The 19933-nt window shown below is 32.3% G+C and carries 19 protein-coding genes; 13 read left to right on the top strand and 6 right to left on the bottom strand.

All coding sequences use genetic code 11. From position 1 onward, the window contains the following. The first annotated feature begins 123 nt into the window (after positions 1-123). From E5167_RS00350 to E5167_RS00315, 8 genes are all read left to right on the top strand, one after another. Positions 124-489 carry a cupin domain-containing protein gene (locus tag E5167_RS00350; protein ID WP_136839881.1) on the top strand — a complete coding sequence of 122 codons (366 nt, stop codon included), beginning with the start codon at positions 124-126 and terminating at the stop codon, positions 487-489. 80 nt (positions 490-569) lie between these two features. Further along, on the top strand, positions 570-1505 hold the full coding sequence (locus E5167_RS00345; RefSeq protein WP_136839879.1) for a 2-hydroxyacid dehydrogenase: 936 nt from the start codon (positions 570-572) through the stop codon (positions 1503-1505). Between the two features lie 25 nt (positions 1506-1530). Next, positions 1531-1989, top strand: coding sequence for a DUF1801 domain-containing protein (locus E5167_RS00340; RefSeq protein ID WP_136839877.1), 459 nt, complete (start codon positions 1531-1533; stop codon positions 1987-1989). A 46-nt stretch (positions 1990-2035) separates the two neighbouring features. Beyond that, positions 2036-2422, top strand: coding sequence for a VOC family protein (locus E5167_RS00335; protein ID WP_136839875.1), 387 nt, complete (start codon positions 2036-2038; stop codon positions 2420-2422). An 88-nt stretch (positions 2423-2510) separates the two neighbouring features. Next, complete coding sequence (locus E5167_RS00330; protein WP_136839873.1) at positions 2511-2963, top strand: NINE protein; 453 nt, start codon at positions 2511-2513, stop codon at positions 2961-2963. 115 nt (positions 2964-3078) lie between these two features. Next, a complete protein-coding gene (locus E5167_RS00325; protein ID WP_136839871.1) occupies positions 3079-3402 on the top strand; it encodes an ArsR/SmtB family transcription factor in 324 nt (107 codons plus the stop codon). A gap of 56 nt (positions 3403-3458) precedes the next feature. Next, positions 3459-3956 carry a DUF6428 family protein gene (locus E5167_RS00320; protein ID WP_136839869.1) on the top strand — a complete coding sequence of 166 codons (498 nt, stop codon included), beginning with the start codon at positions 3459-3461 and terminating at the stop codon, positions 3954-3956. Positions 3957-3958: 2 nt separating this feature from the next. Then, positions 3959-4453: a GNAT family N-acetyltransferase gene (locus E5167_RS00315; RefSeq protein WP_136839867.1), complete on the top strand. Its 495-nt coding sequence runs from the start codon at positions 3959-3961 to the stop codon at positions 4451-4453. Positions 4454-4574: 121 nt separating this feature from the next. Here E5167_RS00315 and E5167_RS00310 read toward each other — a convergent pair whose 3' ends face one another. From E5167_RS00310 to E5167_RS00300, 3 genes are all read right to left on the bottom strand, one after another. Further along, positions 4575-6392, bottom strand: a complete 1818-nt coding sequence (locus tag E5167_RS00310) for a GNAT family N-acyltransferase (protein ID WP_136839865.1) — start codon at positions 6390-6392, stop codon at positions 4575-4577. Between the two features lie 69 nt (positions 6393-6461). Continuing rightward, positions 6462-7712, bottom strand: a complete 1251-nt coding sequence (locus tag E5167_RS00305; RefSeq protein WP_136839864.1) for an aspartate kinase — start codon at positions 7710-7712, stop codon at positions 6462-6464. Further along, positions 7712-8194 (bottom strand): GNAT family N-acetyltransferase, encoded by a 483-nt coding sequence (locus E5167_RS00300; protein ID WP_136839862.1) that lies wholly within the window; start codon positions 8192-8194, stop codon positions 7712-7714. The genes E5167_RS00305 and E5167_RS00300 overlap by 1 nt, the downstream gene beginning before the upstream one ends. Before the next feature lie 131 nt (positions 8195-8325). On the opposite strand from E5167_RS00300, the gene fbp reads away from it, so the two are divergent. Then, positions 8326-9333 carry a class 1 fructose-bisphosphatase gene (gene fbp, locus E5167_RS00295; protein WP_136839860.1) on the top strand — a complete coding sequence of 336 codons (1008 nt, stop codon included), beginning with the start codon at positions 8326-8328 and terminating at the stop codon, positions 9331-9333. Between the two features lie 64 nt (positions 9334-9397). Here the strand turns inward: fbp and E5167_RS00290 are convergent, their stop codons facing one another. Further along, a complete protein-coding gene (locus E5167_RS00290; protein ID WP_136839858.1) occupies positions 9398-9829 on the bottom strand; it encodes a TerB family tellurite resistance protein in 432 nt (143 codons plus the stop codon). Positions 9830-9939: 110 nt separating this feature from the next. Here E5167_RS00290 and mfd point away from each other — a divergent pair, with 110 nt between their 5' ends. Together mfd and E5167_RS00280 are read left to right on the top strand one after the other, a co-directional pair. Further along, complete coding sequence (gene mfd, locus E5167_RS00285; RefSeq protein ID WP_136839856.1) at positions 9940-13290, top strand: transcription-repair coupling factor; 3351 nt, start codon at positions 9940-9942, stop codon at positions 13288-13290. A 72-nt stretch (positions 13291-13362) separates the two neighbouring features. Further along, positions 13363-14688: a TlpA family protein disulfide reductase gene (locus E5167_RS00280; protein ID WP_136839854.1), complete on the top strand. Its 1326-nt coding sequence runs from the start codon at positions 13363-13365 to the stop codon at positions 14686-14688. Between the two features lie 107 nt (positions 14689-14795). On the opposite strand, the gene E5167_RS00275 is transcribed toward E5167_RS00280, so the two are convergent. After that, a complete protein-coding gene (locus E5167_RS00275) occupies positions 14796-15155 on the bottom strand; it encodes a YraN family protein (protein ID WP_136839851.1) in 360 nt (119 codons plus the stop codon). A gap of 42 nt (positions 15156-15197) precedes the next feature. Then, the gene (locus tag E5167_RS00270; protein WP_136839849.1) at positions 15198-16226 is read right to left on the bottom strand and encodes a S66 peptidase family protein; all 1029 of its coding nucleotides are present in this window, start codon (positions 16224-16226) and stop codon (positions 15198-15200) included. A 202-nt stretch (positions 16227-16428) separates the two neighbouring features. Between E5167_RS00270 and metG the strand changes: the two genes are divergently transcribed. Continuing rightward, the gene (gene metG / locus E5167_RS00265; RefSeq protein WP_136839847.1) at positions 16429-18498 is read left to right on the top strand and encodes a methionine--tRNA ligase; all 2070 of its coding nucleotides are present in this window, start codon (positions 16429-16431) and stop codon (positions 18496-18498) included. 3 nt (positions 18499-18501) lie between these two features. Then, positions 18502-19920, top strand: a complete 1419-nt coding sequence (locus E5167_RS00260; protein ID WP_136839845.1) for a hypothetical protein — start codon at positions 18502-18504, stop codon at positions 19918-19920. Positions 19921-19933 lie beyond the last annotated feature (13 nt).

Below are 19933 nucleotides of genomic sequence, written 5' to 3'. Positions count from 1 at the left end.
CTGCGGTTGTAACGACGTAACAGTCTTTTTTATTTGGAGTTTTATTTATAAGATCCTTCACAACATCTAAACAAGTATTGTATGATGCGTTCGTAATGACAGGAAAATATGTAATTTTACAAGATGAAACCAATTAATATCCTAGAGAAATTCACTAAGTTTTCCAAAAACTGGCATCCACACCAAATTGCAGTAGTTGATGATATGCAAGTCATATTGGCAAAATTAAAAGGCGAATTTGTATGGCATAGTCATGAGGATGAAGATGAGTTGTTTCAAGTTGTAAAAGGAACATTATACATGCAATTTAGAGATAGAACCGAAGTCGTTAAAGAAGGTGAAATCATTGTTGTTCCAAAAGGAGTAGAGCATAACCCTTTTACAAAAAATAACGAAGAAGTACATGTGTTGTTGTTTGAAAAGCTTTCAACAGCACATACAGGAACTGTAGAACATGAAAAGACACAAACACATTATCCTAAAATCTAACTTTAGTTATGCTGAACATGAATCAGCATCTCATAATTTTATTTAATGATTAATAAGATTTCAGCCTAAGGAGAACAAACATGAAAATCCTTCATCTCGATACAAATCATTCTTTACTTATAAATCAGTTACATGATTTAGGTTTTACCAATCATGAAGATTATACATCTTCAAAATCAGAAATTGAAGCTAAAGTTTCTGATTATGATGGCATAATCATTCGCAGTCGATTTACTATCGACAAACAGTTTTTAGACAAAGCAACTAACCTTAAATTCATTGGTCGTGTTGGTGCAGGATTGGAAAATATAAATTGCAATTATGCCGAATCTAAAGGTATCTATCTTATTTCAGCTCCAGAAGGGAATAGAAATGCTGTAGGTGAGCATACCTTAGGAATGATATTATCTCTTTTTAATAAACTAAATAAAGCCGATAAAGAAGTAAGACAAGGTAAATGGCTAAGAGAAGACAATCGAGGTATTGAACTCGATGGTAAAACTGTTGGACTTATTGGTTATGGTAATATGGGAAAAGCTTTTGCTAAAAAACTAAAAGGATTTGATGTTGAGGTGTTTTGCTATGACATTAAACCCAATATTGGTGATGAAAATGCTAAGCAAGTTTCTTTGAGTGAGCTTCAAAATAAAGCAGACATTCTAAGTTTACATACTCCACAAACAGAATTAACTATCAATATGGTAAATTCTGAATTTATAAATGCTTTCAAAAAATCATTTTGGCTTATAAATACTGCTCGAGGAAAAAGTGTTGTGACCAAAGATTTAGTCTCGGCTTTAAAATCTGGTAAAATATTAGGAGCAGGATTAGATGTTTTAGAATACGAAAAAGCATCATTTGAGAGTTTATTTTCATCTAAAATGCCTGATGCATTTCAATACCTGATAGAAGCAAAAAATGTTTTACTAACACCTCATGTAGCAGGTTGGACAGTCGAAAGCAAAGAAAAGTTAGCACAAACCATTGTAAATAAAATAAAGGCGAAATTTTGTTAACTTTAGTACTTCAAACAAAATTTCCATGCAGTATAAAGCAACATCACCAGAAGATTATATAAGCCAAGTGCCTGAAGAACGTCAGGAAACTTTAAAAAAATTGCGACAAGTTATAAATGATAATCTTCCAAAAGGATTTGAAGAAGGCATTCAATATGGCATGATAGGTTATTACGTCCCTCACAGTATTTATCCAGATGGCTACCATTGTAAACCCTCTGAACCATTACCATTTATGAGTTTTGCGTCTCAAAAAAACTCTGTTAATTTGTATCATAGTGGTATATATGCAAAACCAGAATTGCACAATTGGTTTATAAATGAATATCCGAAACACTGTAAAAGAAAGCCTGATATGGGGAAAAGTTGTATTCGTTTTAAAAAATTAGAGGAAATTCCGTTTGACTTAATAGGCGAATTATCAACTAAATTAAGCGTTCAAGATTGGATTAATATATATGAGTCTGCTGTTAAGACAAAATAACAATCTGTAACAAATTACGTATCACAAAGACTAATAATTTATACACATGAAAAAAAGAGTCACAGGAATAGGAGGTCTGTTTTTTAAAACAACAGATCCAAAGGCAACAAAAGAGTGGTATAAAAAGCACTTGGGGTTTAATACAGACGACTATGGCTGCACCTTTTGGTGGAAAGATAAAGAAGGAAACGATTGCTCTACACAATGGAGTCCTTTTGCACACGATACCAAGTATTATGAGCCTTCCAAAAAAGACTTCATGTTTAATTATAGAGTTGAGAATTTAGTTGCGCTTATAGAGGTTCTAAAAGAAGAAGGCGTTAAGATTATTGGTGATATTCAGGAATATGATTACGGCAAATTTGGTTATATCATGGATAACGATGGTAATAAAATTGAACTATGGGAACCTATAGACAGTGCTTTCCAGTAAGGTTGTTTGCTTTTAACTAGTTGAAAAATAATAAACTAATCAACCTTTATTTTTAGTATATTTAAATATCTAACCAAAATTATTTAAAATGTCAGACGAAAAAAGTTTAGGCGACGACCTTAATGATATGTTAGGCGACGCAAAAGAAGGTGCAAGAAAAGCGGCACAAAAAGCTGAAGAATTTGGGCAAGAAGCCAAAGAAAAGGCTAGTGAATTTGCTGAAGAAGCAAAAGAAAGCGCAAAAGAATTTGCAAGTAGCGCCAAAGAAACATTCGAAGAGGTTACAGCTAGTGATAATAAAAAATTAATTGCTGGAGTTCTAGGGATATTATTAGGTTGGCTAGGAATTCATAAGTTTATTTTAGGCTATAATACAGAAGGAATTGTATTATTGATTTTAGGTCTCTTAGGTTTTTTTACTTGTGGAATCACTTCTGCTATTTCCGGTCTTATCGGATTAATTGAAGGTATTATATATTTAACAAAATCAGACACCGAATTTCATAACACTTACCAAGTAGGAAAGAAACCTTGGTTTTAAAATAAGCACAAAAAATAAGGTCGAAGCTAGATACTTCGACTTTTTTTAAAAATACATTATCGTAATATTGCAATAATACAATTAATTTGTATATTTGTAATCTAAAATAAAACTAATGGGAGCGTCTAAAGTAGATATTTATTCAGATGAAATCAATGAAATTGCAGTTATTGCAAAGGTATTTTCTCATCCTGCAAGAGTGGCTATATTACAATTTATAAGCAAACAAGAGGCATGCATTTGTAATGATATTGTTGATGAAATTGGCTTAGCACAAGCCACCATTTCACAACACCTAAAAGTAATTAACGATTCAGGATTGCTAAAAGGCACTTTTGAAGGCAAAAGCCTTTGTTATTGCTTAAATATTGATAGGTTTCAAGAATTACAAGCCTTATTTAACCAGTTCTTTAATCAAACAAAACTAAACTGTTGCTAAGGCCAAAGACATATGTTATTAGCCCATTCAAGCGCAAAACAAATAAATAATAAAACATGAAAACAAAAGAACTATTCGACATCTTTAATACACATAAAGATAAGTCGTTACTATTTGAATACAAACCACAAGAGTTTGTTGGAGCAAATTACCACATTACTGAAGTAAAGCATATTAAAATCGATTCGGTAGATTGTGGCTCAGGTACAGATACTTGGAATGAAACCATTATACAACTTTGGGAAAGCCCATTGGAAATTGGCAAGCGTGATTTTATGAGTGTTTATAAAGCATTGAGCATTTTAAACAAGGTTGGTAAAATGAAGCCATACGATATGGAAGCTGAACTCAAATTTGAATATAGTAACAAAACGTTTCATACTGCACAAATGTTTGTTAACGATTTTGAAATACAAAATAACAACTTAATTATTAAGTTAGGTGTTGAAAAAACCGACTGTAAAGCTAAAGAGGCTTGTGGTATAGTTGAAGAAGCAAAAACCGATTTAGTGTCGGATGAACCTTGTTGTTCACCAAGTGGTAATTGTTGCTAAGAATGAATATTTCAATCCGAACATTTAATGAACAGGATTGGGCTTCGGTTTCAAAAATTTATGCTGAAGGTATAGCTACCGGAATTGCAACTTTTGAAACCGAAGTCCCTTCGTTTGAAATTTGGAATGAGAAATTCATAAAAAAATGTCGCTTAGTTGCTCAAACTAATAACGAAGTAGTTGGGTTTGCAGTGTTATCGCAAGTATCAAAACGAGATGTTTACAAAGGTGTTGCCGAAGTAACCGTTTATGTGGCTAAAAATAGTAGAGGAAAAGGTATTGGGAAATTGTTACTTGAAGCTCTTGTTGAAGAAAGCGAAAAAGAAGGCTTTTGGACCTTACAAGCTGGAATTTTTTCTCTAAATAAAGCTAGTATAGAATTACATGAAAAATGTGGTTTTAGAGTAGTAGGTGTTAGAGAAAAAATAGGTAAACGCGATGGTAAATGGCTTAATAATCATTTTCTAGAAAGACGAAGTAAAAAAGTAGGATTATAAATAATTTGTCATTCCATGCTGTCCCACTAAGTGTAGTCAAAGTGTGATACGAACACCAATAAAAATTGAAAATAACATTGAAGAATACCTTAAGAAATGTTATAGATACAATTTTAAAAGATTAAGTATCTTCATTAGTATTGTTTCCAGAAAACTTACGTTCCAATTCCGTTTGAAACTCCTCCATAACAGGACGTACAGTGCTTTCAGGTAAGTCGGCAATTTTAATATACATTAAGCCATCAACGGCATTATTAAATAATGGATCTACATTAAACGCTACTAATTTTGCATTTTGTTTAATATATTTTTTAAGTAGTACAGGTAAACGTAATGCTCCTGGCTCTACTTCATCAATAATCTTGTCAAACTTGTTCAAATCGGCTTCGGTCGCATCAAATACAAAGTCCTTGTCAGCATCTTTAAGTTTTACTTTAAACTCTTTTTTAGGATGTACATATTGTGCTACATAAGGATCGTAATAATGTGATTTCATAAACTCAATCATTAACGATTTTGAGAAATTTGAAAACTGATTACTAATACTTACGCCTCCAATTAAATATTTATGTTCAGGAAAACGAAGAGTTGTATGCACAATACCTTTCCATAGTAAAAATAAAGGCATAGGTTTTTGCTGATATTCTTTGATAATAAATGCACGTCCCATTTCAATAGATTGGCTCATCATTTTATAGAGCTCAGGCTCAAACCTAAATAAATCTTGAAGGTAAAAACCATCAATACCATAAGCTTCAAAAATCCTTGAGCCTAATCCCATTCTGTAAGCACCAGCAATCACATGTTTATCTGCATCCCAAAGGAACATATGATGGTAGTAACTATCAAACTTGTCTAAGTCTATAGCTTCATTAGTGCCTTCTCCAACTTCTCTAAAGGTAATTTCTCTTAAGCGTCCAATTTCTCTTAAAATGTTAGGTATTTGTTTGGCATGCGATAAATACACCTCGTAATTTTTACTTTTTAGAAGTCTGCAGTCACTATCATTTAGTGCAACTACTTCAGATATCATACTTTCTGTACTTACAGGCGTAACAATATTTTTTGGCGCTTTAGGAACCTTTAAGCTTGATTGAAAGTTGTCTAATATTTTTGGCTTGTCATACACATTAGATAGCATATAAGTTTTTCGCCTTATAAATTCCGAAAAGCTTTCAAGAGATTGGTATTCTTTTTGGTCTTTTACCGAAATAGGTTTTCCTACCCTAACACGGATTGTTCGATGCTTTTGGGTTAGTAATTCGGATGGTAATTTGGCAGTGCGTAGTGTATCGCTAATCTTTGAAAGTCGGTAAAATAAACGACTGTTTTTAGCATGAAAATAAATTGGAACTACAGGAACTTCAGCTCTTTTTACTAGCTTCATAGCTGCTTCTTCCCAAGGTTTATCAACTACTAGTTTACCATCTTTGTAAGTCGATACTTCACCAGCTGGGAAAACACCCAAAGGATGTCCATCTTTTAAATGTAATAATGAGTTTTTAAAACCAGCAACACTCGATTTAATATCTTTTCTGTCTTCAAATGGATTAACAGGCATTATATAAGGCTTCAAAGGCTCAATACGATGCAATAAAAAATTACCAATAATTTTAAAATCGCTTCGCTGTTCAAGCATTAACTTAAGCAATAAAATACCATCTATACCACCAAGAGGGTGATTGGATACGGTTATATAGGGTCCTTCTTTAGGTAAGCGCTTAAGGTCTTCTTCAGGAATTTCAAACTTAATTTGAAAATCGTCCAAAAGAGCATTTAAAAAAGGAAGATTTTTAAGATGTTTATTTCTATTATAAATCTTATTAATAGCAGAAATATTAAGAACCTTCATGATAATCCATCCAAAAAAAGTTCCAATAAATCCATACTTATCAGCATGAATGGCTTTAGCCACCTCTTTTGCAGTTACAAGTCCCATTTAGTTATTTTAAAGAAAGTGTTACAAACCTAATCAATTTTTTTATACAATTAAAGAGTACTATAGGTCTTATTTTGTTACAATTTGAACGGTTTCTTTGAAAATTTGTTTTAATAAAACAGTTTTGCCTGCTTCTAAAGCTTTAATAGACTGCTGGTTATAATGACGAATGGTGTAAAGCGAAACATTTTCAAAATAATCTACTTTAAATGTAGCCTTTAGTTGTTGTAACAATTCTTCAAGCTTATTGTAATTATTGTCGATACAAACAGAGAAACTAATAGCAGAATTTTGAATGACATCAACCTTCATTTTATATTGATGTAGTAATTGAAAAATATAGCTAATATTTTTCTCAACTATAAAAGAAAAATCTAGTGAAGAGAGCGATAATAACACTTGGTTTTTTTTAACGATAAAACAAGGAGTTTTTGGCTCAATATCGATACCTTTGCTTATCGTAGTGCCATTTTCTTTTGGATTAAGAAATGACTTCACGTACAAAGGAATTTCTTTTCTTTGTAAGGGTTGTAATGTTTTAGGATGAATGACTGAAGCACCATAAAAAGCAAGCTCTATAGCCTCGCGATAGGATATTTGATTAAGCAATTGAGCGTTTTCAAAATACCTAGGGTCTGCGTTTAAAACACCTGGAACATCTTTCCAGATTGTAACACTGTTAGCGTTTAAACAATAAGCAAAAATAGCCGCAGTATAATCACTACCTTCTCTGCCTAAGGTGGTAGAAAAGTTATTCTTGTCACTTGCTATAAATCCTTGAGATATATTAAGAACTGATTTTGAAACTTTGTTAGAGATATTTTTTTGAGTGGTCTCCCAGTCAACAGTTGCATTTCTATAATAACTATTTGTTTTAATAAACTCTCTTGCGTCTAAAAGATTATTTTTTATACCTAAGTCTTCTAAATAAGCACTTACAATAGTTGTTGACGCTAACTCACCAAAAATAACCACCTGATCATAAACAAAGTTGTAGTCTGGAGATTTATTTCTATCAAAAAATACACTTAGTTCTTCAAAAAAATTAGCCACCTTTTTAAATACAGTATGGTTTTCGTTTTCAAAAAGATCTAATAAAATAGCATTGTGAAATTTTTTAACGTCTTGAATAGAGCTTTGTAACTCTTTCTTGTTTTTGTAGTAATTATTAATTACCGCCTCTAGTGCGTTGGTGGTTTTTCCCATTGCCGAAACGATAACTAAGGTATCGTTATAGCCAACAGTTTGTAATACTTTAGCTAAGTTCTTTACGCCATTAGCATCTTTAACCGATGCACCACCAAATTTAAATACTTGCATTAACTTAAGTTTTCAATGTAGTTTTTAATTCCATTTTCATCTAAGTGTACAACATTCCAATCGCGTAATACTTTGGCTCCTTTTCTTTCATATAATTTTATGGCACCTTCATTCCAGCTAATAACTTCCCAATTAATACGTTTTACACCTAAATGATGACCATATTTTACTACTTCATCAAGCAGCTTAGTGCCAATGCCATGCCCTCTCATGTTTTGTGAAACTATTAAATCTTCTAAATGTAATATTTTTCCTTTCCAGGTAGAAAAACGATTATATACAATAGCCGCACCAACTACTTTGTTTTCTACTTCGGCAACAAAACATTTAAAAGCAGGGTTATCACTAAATCCATCTTCAACCAAACTTTCTGCAGTTACTTCAACTGCATCTGGTTCTTTCTCGAAAACAGCTAGTTCAATGATGAGCTCTAATACACTAGGCATATCGTTTTTTGTGGCATCTCTAATAGTAAAATTCATTGTAATTTATTGAATAATTTTAAGGCTCAAAGATAGGTTAAAGTTGATAATATTGTTTATTTATTATATAACGAAACTATATAAATTTGTTAAAAAGTACGATATTTGCCAAAACAACCCACAACTTAAATATGTCTCAAAAAAACAAAACTTTAGGAGAGTTTATTATTGAAAATCAAACATCTTTTAAATATACTTCTGGTGAATTATCGCGATTAATAAACTCAATAAGGTTGGCTGCTAAAGTGGTAAATTATGAAGTTAACAAAGCTGGTTTAGTAGATATATTAGGTGCAGCTGGCGACCAAAACATTCAAGGTGAAAACCAACAAAAGTTGGATGTTTATGCTAATGAAAAATTTATTCAAACACTTACAAACAGAAACATAGTTTGTGGTATAGCTAGTGAAGAAGAAGATGATTATATATCAATAAATAGTCAAGACGAAAACAATCAAAATAAATACGTTGTATTAATGGATCCTTTAGATGGCTCATCTAATATAGACGTAAATGTATCGGTTGGAACAATATTTTCTATATATAGACGTGTTACTCCAGTAGGAACACCAGTAACAATTGATGATTTTTTACAAAAAGGTAATCAACAAGTAGCAGCTGGTTATGTTATTTACGGTACATCAACCATGTTAGTATATACCACAGGTGATGGTGTAAACGGTTTCACCTTAAACCCAGCTATTGGTACGTTTTATTTGTCTCATCCAGATATGCAATTTCCTGTTGATGGTCAAATTTACTCTGTAAACGAAGGAAACTACATACGTTTTCCACAAGGCATAAAAGATTATATTAAATATTGCCAATTAGAAGAAGGAGACAGACCTTATACTTCAAGATATATTGGGTCTTTAGTGTCCGATTTTCATAGAAACATGATTAAAGGAGGTATTTATATGTACCCAGAAAGTTCTAAATATCCTAATGGTAAATTGCGCTTGCTATATGAAGCAAACCCTATGGCATATATTGCAGAACAAGCCAATGGAAAAGCCAGCGATGGATTTAACAGAATTATGGACATTCAACCAACCGAGTTGCATCAGCGAGTACCTTTTATTTGCGGTAGTATAAATATGGTTGAAAAAGCAGAGGAGTTTATGAAAAATGCTAAATAAGACTAACATAGTACCATAAAAAAAGCGAACTGATAAAGTTCGCTTTTTTTATGGTACTATGTAACTATTGATTCATAGTTTTCATTTCTTCTGTAAATGTATCTAAATCAACCTCTTTATGTACTAGCTTAAGTGCTTTATCTGTAATGTATTTGGCATTTTCGGTTCTAAAACCTAAACCAACAGCAAACTTTTTGAGCATCTTCACTTGGTCTTCACCTTCAATATGGTCAGCCCAAACCATTCTTGCTAAATCGTATAAACGTTCTAAACGTCTGTCGTAAGATAAAGGTGGATTAATAGGATGTGTTTTATAATCTTTTAATATTTGTTTATACTCTAGCTCCGAAATATTTAAATTCCTAGCTAAACGATCTAAAAAAGCTTTTTCGGCGTCATTAATAATATCATCGCTCATAGCAACTCTAACAATTGCCGCAAAATGGTCTTCATTTCGCTTTTTAAATCCACTATCAAATAAATCTGAAATTGACATAATGTGTACTTTTTTTGTGATGCAAATATAATATTATTAATATGTTTTTGTTCTATAAATTGTAAAATTCTAATCAACAATTATTATATATTTGTTTCAAAATTTTTTTAGTGAGTAAAGCAACAATCTCGCAAACTTTTTTACAGTCTTTGCAACAGCAAAAACTGCAAAATGCTATTGCCAAAATTGAAAACAAGACACATTTAAAAGGACTTGTAGGATCCTCTTTTTCGTTTGTTATTTCTAATGCTTTTAAAGAAGCAGATAAACCATTTTTACTAATTTTTAATGATAAAGAAGAAGCGGCTTATTACCTAAACGATTTAGAGCAGTTGCTAAATGAAAAAGATGTGTTGTTTTACCCTGGAAGCTATCGCAGACCATACCAAATAGAAGAAACAGACAACGCCAATGTTTTGTTGCGAGCAGAGGTTTTAAATAGGATTAATTCTAGAAAAAAACCAGCAATTATTGTTACCTATCCTGATGCGCTTTTCGAAAAAGTAGTTACCAGAAAAGAATTAGAAAAAAACACGTTAAAAATATCTAAAGATGATAATTTATCAATTGATTTTGTAAACGAAGTATTGTTTGAATATAAATTTAAACGTGTTGACTTTGTGACCGAACCTGGAGAGTTTTCGGTTAGAGGAGGTATTGTCGATGTGTTTTCTTTTTCTCATGACGAACCATATAGAATTGAATTTTTTGGAGATGAAGTAGATAGTATTCGAACATTTGATGTAGAAACACAATTATCTACAGAGCAAATAAAAAAAATCAGTATTATTCCTAATGTTGCTAATAAGTTTTTAGAAGAAAGCAGACAGAGTTTTTTAAAGTACATTGCCCAAAAAACTGTTATTTTTACAAGTAATGCTGGCCTTATGTTTGCTAGAATTGATGGTTTTTATGAGAAAGCTGTTGAAGTATTCAATAGTTTATCAAGCGATATAAAACATGCGCAACCTGAGGAGCTTTTTTGTGATTCAAACTTATTGAAAAAGCAATTTTTAAACTTTAATGTTATTGAGTTTGGTAGTTCGGCAGTAATGTCTAACGTGTCTGATACATCCCAAACAATAACATTTAATATATCTCCACAACCATCTTTTAATAAGCAGTTCAATGTATTAATTGATAATTTAAATACAAATCATGCCAAGGGTTATACAAACTATATTAGTTGTGTTTCAGAACAACAGGCAAAACGATTTCATGATATTTTTGATGATGTAGATGAAGATGTGCATTACAAAACATTTGTATTGTCATTGCACAAAGGTTTTATAGACCATGAAGCTAAAGTAGTTTGTTATACAGATCATCAAATATTTGAACGTTACCATAAATTTCATCTTAAAAATGGTTATGCAAAAAAGCAAGCCATCACCTTAAAAGAGCTTACAAATTTAGATGTTGGTGATTACGTAACACATATAGATCATGGAATTGGTCGTTTTGGAGGTTTACAAAAAATTGATGTTGAAGGCAAGAAACAAGAAGCTATTAAGTTGGTATATGGAGAGCGAGATATTTTGTACTTAAGCATTCATTCATTACATAAAATTACCAAATTTAATGGTAAAGATGGAAAACCACCTAAAGTTTATAAGCTAGGAAGTAAAGCTTGGAAAACCCTTAAACAAAAAACCAAGTCGAGGGTTAAAGAAATTGCGTTTAACTTAATTAAATTATACGCAAAACGTAAAATGAAGACTGGCTATCAATATAATCCAGATAGCTATATGCAACACGAATTAGAGGCATCGTTTATTTATGAAGATACTCCAGACCAAATAACTGCAACTTCAGATATTAAAGCAGATATGGAAAGCGAACGTCCTATGGATCGTTTGGTCTGTGGAGATGTTGGTTTTGGCAAAACCGAAGTCGCTATTAGAGCAGCTTTTAAGGCTGTTGATAATGGGAAGCAAGTAGCCATTTTAGTGCCTACAACCATTTTGGCATATCAACATTATAGAACCTTAACCGAGCGTTTAAAAGATTTTCCTGTAACAGTAGATTATCTTAACCGATTTAGAACGGCAAAACAAAAACGTGAAACTTTAGAAAACCTAGAAAAGGGAAGTGTTGATATTATTATAGGCACACACCAATTAGTTAACAAAAATGTAAAGTTTAAAGATTTAGGATTATTAATTGTTGATGAAGAACAAAAATTTGGCGTATCAGTTAAAGAGAAACTTAAAACCATAAAAGAAAACGTTGATGTATTGACGCTTACAGCAACACCAATACCTCGAACACTTCAATTTAGTTTAATGGCTGCTCGCGATTTATCGGTTATAACAACACCACCACCTAACCGTTATCCAATCGAGATCCACGTAATACGTTTTAATGAAGAAACCATACGTGATGCTGTGAGTTACGAAATTCAACGTGGCGGACAAATTTTCTTTATTCATAATCGCATTGAAAACATAAAAGAAGTTGCAGGTATGATTCAACGACTAGTTCCTGATGCTAAAATAGGGATTGGTCATGGACAAATGGAAGGCAAAAAACTTGAGCAGCTCATGTTAGCATTTATGAATGGTGAATTTGATGTGCTAGTGAGTACCACCATTGTAGAAAGCGGATTGGACGTGCCAAATGCTAATACTATTTTTATCAATAATGCCAATAATTTCGGATTGAGTGATTTGCATCAAATGCGAGGACGTGTTGGTAGAAGCAACAAAAAAGCATTTTGTTATTTTATTACGCCAGAATATTCAGCAATGACAAATGATGCTAGAAAGCGTATTACAGCATTGGAGCAACATACCGAACTTGGAAGTGGTTTCAATATTGCAATGAAAGATCTAGAGATTAGAGGCGCAGGAGATTTACTTGGAGGTGAACAAAGCGGATTTATTAATGAGATTGGATTTGACACCTACCAAAAAATATTAAATGAAGCTATAGAAGAGCTTAAAGAAAATGAGTTTAAAGACTTATATAAAGACGAAAATAAAGATAAAGATTACGTAAAAGATATAACAATCGACACCGATTTCGAGTTATTATTTCCAGATGATTATGTCAATAATATTGCCGAACGTTTAAACTTATACACCGAGTTAAACAACTTAAAAACGGAAGAAGAATTACTTAACTTTGAATCTAGACTTATTGATCGTTTTGGTGAATTACCAACGCAAGTAGCAGATTTATTAAATAGCGTTCGTATAAAATGGATTGCAACCAAGTTAGGTTTCGAAAAAATAGTGATGAAAAAAAACAAATGTATTGGCTATTTTATAAAAGATCAGCAGAGTGGTTTTTATCAAAGCATTGGTTTTTCAAAAGTATTGCAATACATTCAAACGCATCCAACTAAGTGTAAAATGAAAGAAAAGCAAACACGTCAAGGTTTACGATTATTGCTTACTTTTGATAATGTAAAATCGGTAGATAAAGCTTTAGAGGTATTACAGCCAATTTTGGCGTGATTCTTGAATTGATAAAATAAGTAAATATGCCTTATCTAATAAAGGTATTAACAAAAATAAACACATACTAAATTGAAAAAAATAATTTTCATCTTTTTATTATTACCATCTTTTTTAATAGCGCAACATACTATTAAAGGTACTTTTTCGCCAGCAGAAGATTATCCCTTTGCTGTGTTGTATAAAATAACGCCAACATCAACTATGTATGTAGCAAATACACAAATGGATGAAAAAGGCAACTTTAATTTAGAGCTAGACTCTACTGTTACAGAAGGTATGTACAGATTGGTGTATGCCTTACCTCAAGAAGAATTTAATTTCGATATTATTTATAATGCTAAAGAAGACGTTTCATTAACCTTTAATGCTGAAACTGGAGTCGATTTTAAATCCTCTGTAGAGAATACATTAATGAGCTCATATACTAATAGTATGTCTCTTATTAGCCAAAGTATCGGTAATTTTTACAATCAGCAAAGCCAAGATAGTACTGCGTTAATGTCAATATTTAAAACCCAAAAAGAAACGCAATTAGAATACGAAAAAGCTGCCAAAGGGACTATAGCGAGTAATTTTATTAAAGCTAACAAACCATATATACCAGAATCATTCGAAGATATTACAACCTATATTGATAATTTAAAAAAACACTTTTTTAAAGGAGTAGATTTTAATAATGAAGTGTTGCAAAGTTCTAATTTTCTTATAGATCGTGTGCTTAATTATGTATTTGGAATGGCTGCCGATAAAGAAGACGAAGAAGCTATTTACAAACAAAATATTGACGAAGTTTTTATGGCAATGAAAAATGCCAAACCCGAAATAAAAAGTACTCTGCTAGAAATAATTTGGCAACAAATGGTTGATACAAATTTTGATGGTGTGGCGAATTATATTTCGGATACTTACTTATTGCAACTAGCTGAATCTTTAGGTGACAGTGAACTGGTAAACGGTTTAAATCAATTTAAAAACACATCAATAGGAAATAAGGCTCCAGAATTTGATGTCTTTATTGATGAAGATGGTATTAGAACTCCAATATCGCTTTACGATTTAAATATGGCTAAAACATACATTGTTGTATTTTGGAGTAGTACTTGCTCGCATTGTTTACAAGAAATTCCGCAGTTACAGGCACACTTAAAAACATTAGATAACCCTGACTATAAAGTAGTAGCTATTGGTTTAGAAGATGAGCCTTACCAATGGGAAAATGAAATTAAAAAATACCCTGAGTTTATGCATGTGCTTGGTTTAGGGAAATGGGAAAATAAAATAGGTAAAAGTTATAACGTAAGTGCTACGCCAACCTATTTTGTTTTAAATAGTGAGAAAAAAATTATTGCGAAGCCTTACGATATTGAAGCCTTAAAAAAGTTAATTAAAAAATAGATAGCTCTGTGATTCCGCACTGTCCCACTGAGCGTAGTCGAAGTGTGATACGGAATCTACTTTTTTATTCTTATTTTAATGTATAAGATTCCTTTTTTTTTCAGTAGCTAAAAATGGTAAAACGCATTTTCTAAATGCTCAATATCATAACCTTTTCCTTGTTTTACAATAGCAATAATGTCAAAACGAATTTCTACATCCAAATCGTTTTCAATCACATATTCATTTACTGCTTTTACCAAACGCTGAATTTGTTTTGGTTTAACAAAATCCTGCGGATTCCCAAAGTCGTTTGTCGATCGCGTTTTAACCTCAATAATTGCAAGCGTGCCTTTTTGTTGAGCAATAATATCAACTTCGGCTTTATCAAATCTATAATTACGCTCAACTATGGTGTAATTATTTTTAAGTAGAAAATCTACTGCCAGTTGTTCGCCTTTTTTGCCAAGTTCGTTGTGTTGTGCCATCTTTAAAGTGTTCAGTCAACAATATTCAGTTTACAGTTTTACTTAATTATTAAAAACAACTGACGATTGCTCACTACCAACTGCTAACTGAATCGTTCTTCCAAAAATCAAAGCTCTGTTATCATCTTCATGACCAGCTGGGAAATTAAATAACACAGGAAAGTCATATTCGGCAACCACACCTAAAATTAATTGTTCGATGGTCGTTCCCCAAGGCGTTGTGTTTTTTCTAAGATTACTCATGTCTCCCACAATAAGTCCCTTTAAGTTGTCAAAATAGCCAGCACGTTTTAAACTTTGCAACATTCGGTCAATATGGTATTTATACTCTCCAATTTCTTCTATAAATAATATTTTTCCAGACGTATCAATACTAGTTTTAGAGCCTAGCATCGTATGTAATAGGGTTAAATTTCCACCAACCAAGGCACCACTTGCATTGCCTTTTTTATTGTGTTTTGACCCTTCGATTGTGTAGCTTAAAGGTTGTCCAAACAAAGCACATCTAAAGGTTTCAACGGTGTTTTCAATTTCCGATAAATCGTCTTTCAAGCTCGTACACATCATAGCATGTATAGATTCGCTACCTTCAATATTAAGTTGGTTGTGAATAGCTGTAATATCAGAGTAACCAATCACCCATTTAGGACTCTCTTTAAACTTGGTAAAATCTATTTTGTCAATCATCCTCACAGTGCCATAACCACCACGAGCACACCAAATAGCTTTAATATTTGGATTGTCCAAAGCCTTTTGGAAATCTTCAGCGCGCTGGTTATCTGTTCCAGCAAAATGATTATCTTTTTTAAACACATGTTCACCTATAATAACATTAAGTCCCCAACTTTTAAGTAATTCTTTTGCTTGGGTTATTTCTTTTTCACGATTTTTTAAAATCCCTGAAGGAGCAACTATGGCAACAGAATCACCTGCTTTTAAAGATTGCGGTTTAATAAAAGGTTTAGACATTGTAGTATTAGAATAAGTTACATTTGAAGACTGCGCTAAAACCATATTATGACAAACTAAAGTCAATATTAATAATGTGTATGTAATGCGTTTAAAAATCATATTATAGGCTTTTGGTAAATATAACGAAGTTCTAATTAATTTGGTTTCTTAAAGGTTGACAAATTATGTATTTTTGTGCCTTCAAAAACAACTTGTCATTACGAGTATAACGAAGTAATCTGTTTGTTAGATGTTGTGATTATTGAGATTACTTCGTCGTTTTACTTCTCGCAATGACGTATAATTTAATTTTTTAGAATTAATGAATCAACCAAAAAGATATACCATAACGGCGGCTTTACCTTATACTAATGGTCCCATTCATATTGGTCATTTAGCAGGTGTTTATGTGCCAGCAGATATTTATGCACGCTACCAAAGACTTCAAGGTCAAGATGTAGTATTTATTTGTGGAAGTGATGAGCATGGTGTGCCTATTACTATCAAGGCAAAAAAGGAGGGTGTGACTCCTCAAGATATTGTCGATAAATATCATGCTATTATCAAGCAATCGTTTGAAGATTTTGGAATTTCTTTTGATAATTATTCAAGAACTTCTGCAAAGATTCATCACGATACAGCGTCTGAGTTTTTCAAGACCTTATATGATAAAGGTGAGTTTATTGAAGAAGTCACAGAGCAGTTATATGATGAAGAGGCCAATCAGTTTTTAGCAGATAGATTTGTTATTGGAACTTGCCCAAAATGTGGTAATGAAGAAAGTTATGGTGACCAATGTGAAAACTGTGGAACTAGCCATAATGCAACCGATTTAATAAACCCAAAATCAGCAATTACTGGAGCAACGCCAACCTTAAAAAAAACAAAGCATTGGTTTTTGCCTTTAGATAAGCATGAGGCCTTTTTAAAAGAATGGATTCTGGTTGGTCATAAAAAAGATTGGAAGCCTAATGTGTATGGTCAAGTAAAATCTTGGATTGACGACGGTTTACGTCCGCGAGCAGTCACACGTGATTTGGATTGGGGAATTCCTGTTCCTGTTGAAGGTGGCGAAGGTAAAGTGTTGTATGTTTGGTTTGATGCGCCAATTGGGTACATTTCTGCTACAAAAGAGTGGGCAGCACGCGAAGGGAAAGATTGGGAACCTTATTGGAAAGACGAGGATACAAAATTGTTGCATTTTATTGGAAAAGATAATATTGTATTTCACTGTATTATATTTCCAGCAATGTTAAAAGCTGAAGGCAGCTATGTATTACCAGATAATGTACCAGCAAATGAGTTCTTAAATCTAGAGGGAAACAAGTTGTCAACTTCTAAAAACTGGGCAGTTTGGTTACATGAATATTTACAAGAGTTTCCAAATAAGCAAGATGTATTGCGTTATGCCTTAACAGCCAATGCACCAGAAACTAAGGATAACGATTTTACATGGAAAGATTTTCAAGCTAGAAATAATAATGAGTTAGTTGCCATTTTTGGTAACTTCATTAATAGAGTCGTAGTGCTTACCAATAAATACTACGACGGAATAGTGCCAAAACCTAATGAGTTTTCAGCTATTGACAAGGAAACGTTAGCAACTTTAAAAGCCTTTCCTGCAGTTATTGCAAGTTCTATTGAGCGTTATCGTTTTAGAGAGGCAAGTCAAGAGCTTATTAATTTAGCTAGATTAGGTAATAAGTATTTAGCCGATGAAGAACCTTGGAAGGTTATAAAAGAAGATGAAGCTCGTGTGCAAACCATCATGTATGTGGCATTGCAAATCGCTTCAGCTTTAGCGGTTTTAGGCGAACCTTTTTTACCGTTTACATCAAAAAAATTAGAAGATATTCTTTGTCATGCTGCACTTGATTCAGATTTCACTTGGGATGGAATCTCTGAAGGTAAAGAATTACTTCCAGCTAATCATACTATAGGTAGAGCAGAGTTATTATTTTCAAAAATTGAGGATAAGGAAATTCAAGCACAATTAGACAAATTAGAAGCAAATAAAAAAGCTAATGAAGCAGCCAATAAAAAAGTAGAACCACAAAAAGAAGAAATTACCTGGGATGATTTCTCAAAACTGGATATTCGTGTGGGCACTATTTTAGAGGCTGAGAAAATGCCTAAAACAAAAAAATTATTGGTGTTAAAGGTGGATACAGGAATTGACACCAGAACTATTGTGTCAGGAATAGCTGAAAGCTTTACACCAGAAGACGTTGTTGGTAAAAAAGTAACCGTATTGGTAAACCTTGCGCCTAGAGCCTTACGTGGTGTGGAAAGCCAAGGCATGATTTTAATGACCGAAGACAGTGCAGGAAATTTGGTGTTTGTAAATCCTGATAAACATGATGAGGTTACAAATGGGTTGAAGATTAGTTAGGTTATGAGACAGTTTTTGTTTGTGTTTTTCTTTTTAAATTCTCTTATAGGCTTTTCACAAGAGGAATGGGTTCATATTAATACAAGGTTTGGAGCTAATAGCTCAGAAATTAAAGACGCAATTCCAGTTGTGGATACTTCTAATGGTAATTTTGCTTTTTTTCTCCAAGAGTATAATGGTATTACAGGTTATTTGTATAATGAAAATCAGGAGTTGATTTCTGAAATGCGAGTACCTTTATTTCCTAAAAAAACACCTTATTTTATTGGGAGTGTCATAAACGATTATCTAGTGACTTTATTTTTTAAAAATGGATCTGGTAGAAAGTTTTCGAGCATAGCATTTAATTTTACTACAAACAAGTTTGTTGTAAAGGAAGAGCTTCCAATTGATTTGAGAAAAGAGGTAATAGTAGATTCATTTAATGAAATGGAGATATTACATTTACTTACAATTATTCAAGGAACCTCAGTATTGAAACTTTACACTTTTGATAAGGAGAGTAATATTGAGACTAAAACAATTGACCTTACTGAGCATGAATTTTCAGGAATAAAAGGAGGTGAATTTTATTATATGTATTTCGGACCTAATGGTTATGGAAAAACATCTCAAATTTTAAAAAATGAACCAATGTCTCTAGAACTAACATCTTCTAGTAGTAAAGCTTATTTTAATGAAGGAGTTGTTACTTTAACCACAGACTTTCAAGATGATTATACATATCTCCTTAATATAGATACTAAAGACGGAAGCTGGAAAGTTAAGGAGTTAGAGAATAAAGATTTTACAAAAACAGAGCTTAGATCTAAGTCTAACTCTTTTATTTATAAAGATTTGTTTTTTAAAGTTCATGTAACTCCTTATAGATTGGTTTTTAGTATCTATAATAAAACTACTAATGAACTTGTAAAAGAATTTACCATTAATGAAGATTCAGAAATTGACTTTAAGAACTCTCCTATTATGCTAGAAGGAGGAGATTTGTCTAACTATAGAGAGTTAAAAAGAACAAAACAATTTTTAAGAAAAATATTTAGGTCTAACTTGGGTGTTTCAGTTTATGAACGAGAAGGCTTATATGTAGTAACCATAGGAGCTAGTGAAGAAATTCAGAGAGTCAATATGAGTATAATGGGAGGAATGATTGGAGGAATGATTGGAGGCGCATTGTTTTCAGCATTTAATTCGTATTCAAAAACAAAATCTACCAGAATTATTTGTCTTTTTGATAAAGATTTTAGTCATGTTGAAGGTGATAATATTCCATTAAATGGATTTGATATAATCAATAACGATTCAAGTAACTTGGAAGGAAATCAGCTTTTTGAATCAGTTTTCAAATATAAAGATTCATATATTAGAGGAGCTTTTAATAAAAAAAGTGGAGTTTATAGGTTTTTAAAATATACAGAGTATTAAAAAAAAACCTGTT

It is taken from the genome of Pontimicrobium aquaticum (assembly GCF_005047595.1).
GTDB classification, from domain to species: Bacteria; Bacteroidota; Bacteroidia; order Flavobacteriales; family Flavobacteriaceae; genus Pontimicrobium; species Pontimicrobium aquaticum.
Note: the sequence above shows the minus strand (reverse complement) of the source record. Positions and strands in the feature narration are given on the sequence as shown.

Bases quoted from the DNA above. Each gene is read 5' to 3' on its own strand.
- E5167_RS00350 (WP_136839881.1), top strand. From the start codon at position 124: ATGAAACCAATTAATATCCTAGAGAAATTCACTAAGTTTTCCAAAAAC.
- E5167_RS00345 (WP_136839879.1), top strand. From the start codon at position 570: ATGAAAATCCTTCATCTCGATACAAATCATTCTTTACTTATAAATCAG.
- E5167_RS00340 (WP_136839877.1), top strand. From the start codon at position 1,531: ATGCAGTATAAAGCAACATCACCAGAAGATTATATAAGCCAAGTGCCT.
- E5167_RS00335 (WP_136839875.1), top strand. From the start codon at position 2,036: ATGAAAAAAAGAGTCACAGGAATAGGAGGTCTGTTTTTTAAAACAACA.
- E5167_RS00330 (WP_136839873.1), top strand. From the start codon at position 2,511: ATGTCAGACGAAAAAAGTTTAGGCGACGACCTTAATGATATGTTAGGC.
- E5167_RS00325 (WP_136839871.1), top strand. From the start codon at position 3,079: ATGGGAGCGTCTAAAGTAGATATTTATTCAGATGAAATCAATGAAATT.
- E5167_RS00320 (WP_136839869.1), top strand. From the start codon at position 3,459: ATGAAAACAAAAGAACTATTCGACATCTTTAATACACATAAAGATAAG.
- E5167_RS00315 (WP_136839867.1), top strand. From the start codon at position 3,959: ATGAATATTTCAATCCGAACATTTAATGAACAGGATTGGGCTTCGGTT.
- E5167_RS00310 (WP_136839865.1), bottom strand. From the start codon at position 6,392: ATGGGACTTGTAACTGCAAAAGAGGTGGCTAAAGCCATTCATGCTGAT.
- E5167_RS00305 (WP_136839864.1), bottom strand. From the start codon at position 7,712: ATGCAAGTATTTAAATTTGGTGGTGCATCGGTTAAAGATGCTAATGGC.
- E5167_RS00300 (WP_136839862.1), bottom strand. From the start codon at position 8,194: ATGAATTTTACTATTAGAGATGCCACAAAAAACGATATGCCTAGTGTA.
- fbp (WP_136839860.1), top strand. From the start codon at position 8,326: ATGTCTCAAAAAAACAAAACTTTAGGAGAGTTTATTATTGAAAATCAA.
- E5167_RS00290 (WP_136839858.1), bottom strand. From the start codon at position 9,829: ATGTCAATTTCAGATTTATTTGATAGTGGATTTAAAAAGCGAAATGAA.
- E5167_RS00275 (WP_136839851.1), bottom strand. From the start codon at position 15,155: ATGGCACAACACAACGAACTTGGCAAAAAAGGCGAACAACTGGCAGTA.
- E5167_RS00270 (WP_136839849.1), bottom strand. From the start codon at position 16,226: ATGATTTTTAAACGCATTACATACACATTATTAATATTGACTTTAGTT.
- metG (WP_136839847.1), top strand. From the start codon at position 16,429: ATGAATCAACCAAAAAGATATACCATAACGGCGGCTTTACCTTATACT.
- E5167_RS00260 (WP_136839845.1), top strand. From the start codon at position 18,502: ATGAGACAGTTTTTGTTTGTGTTTTTCTTTTTAAATTCTCTTATAGGC.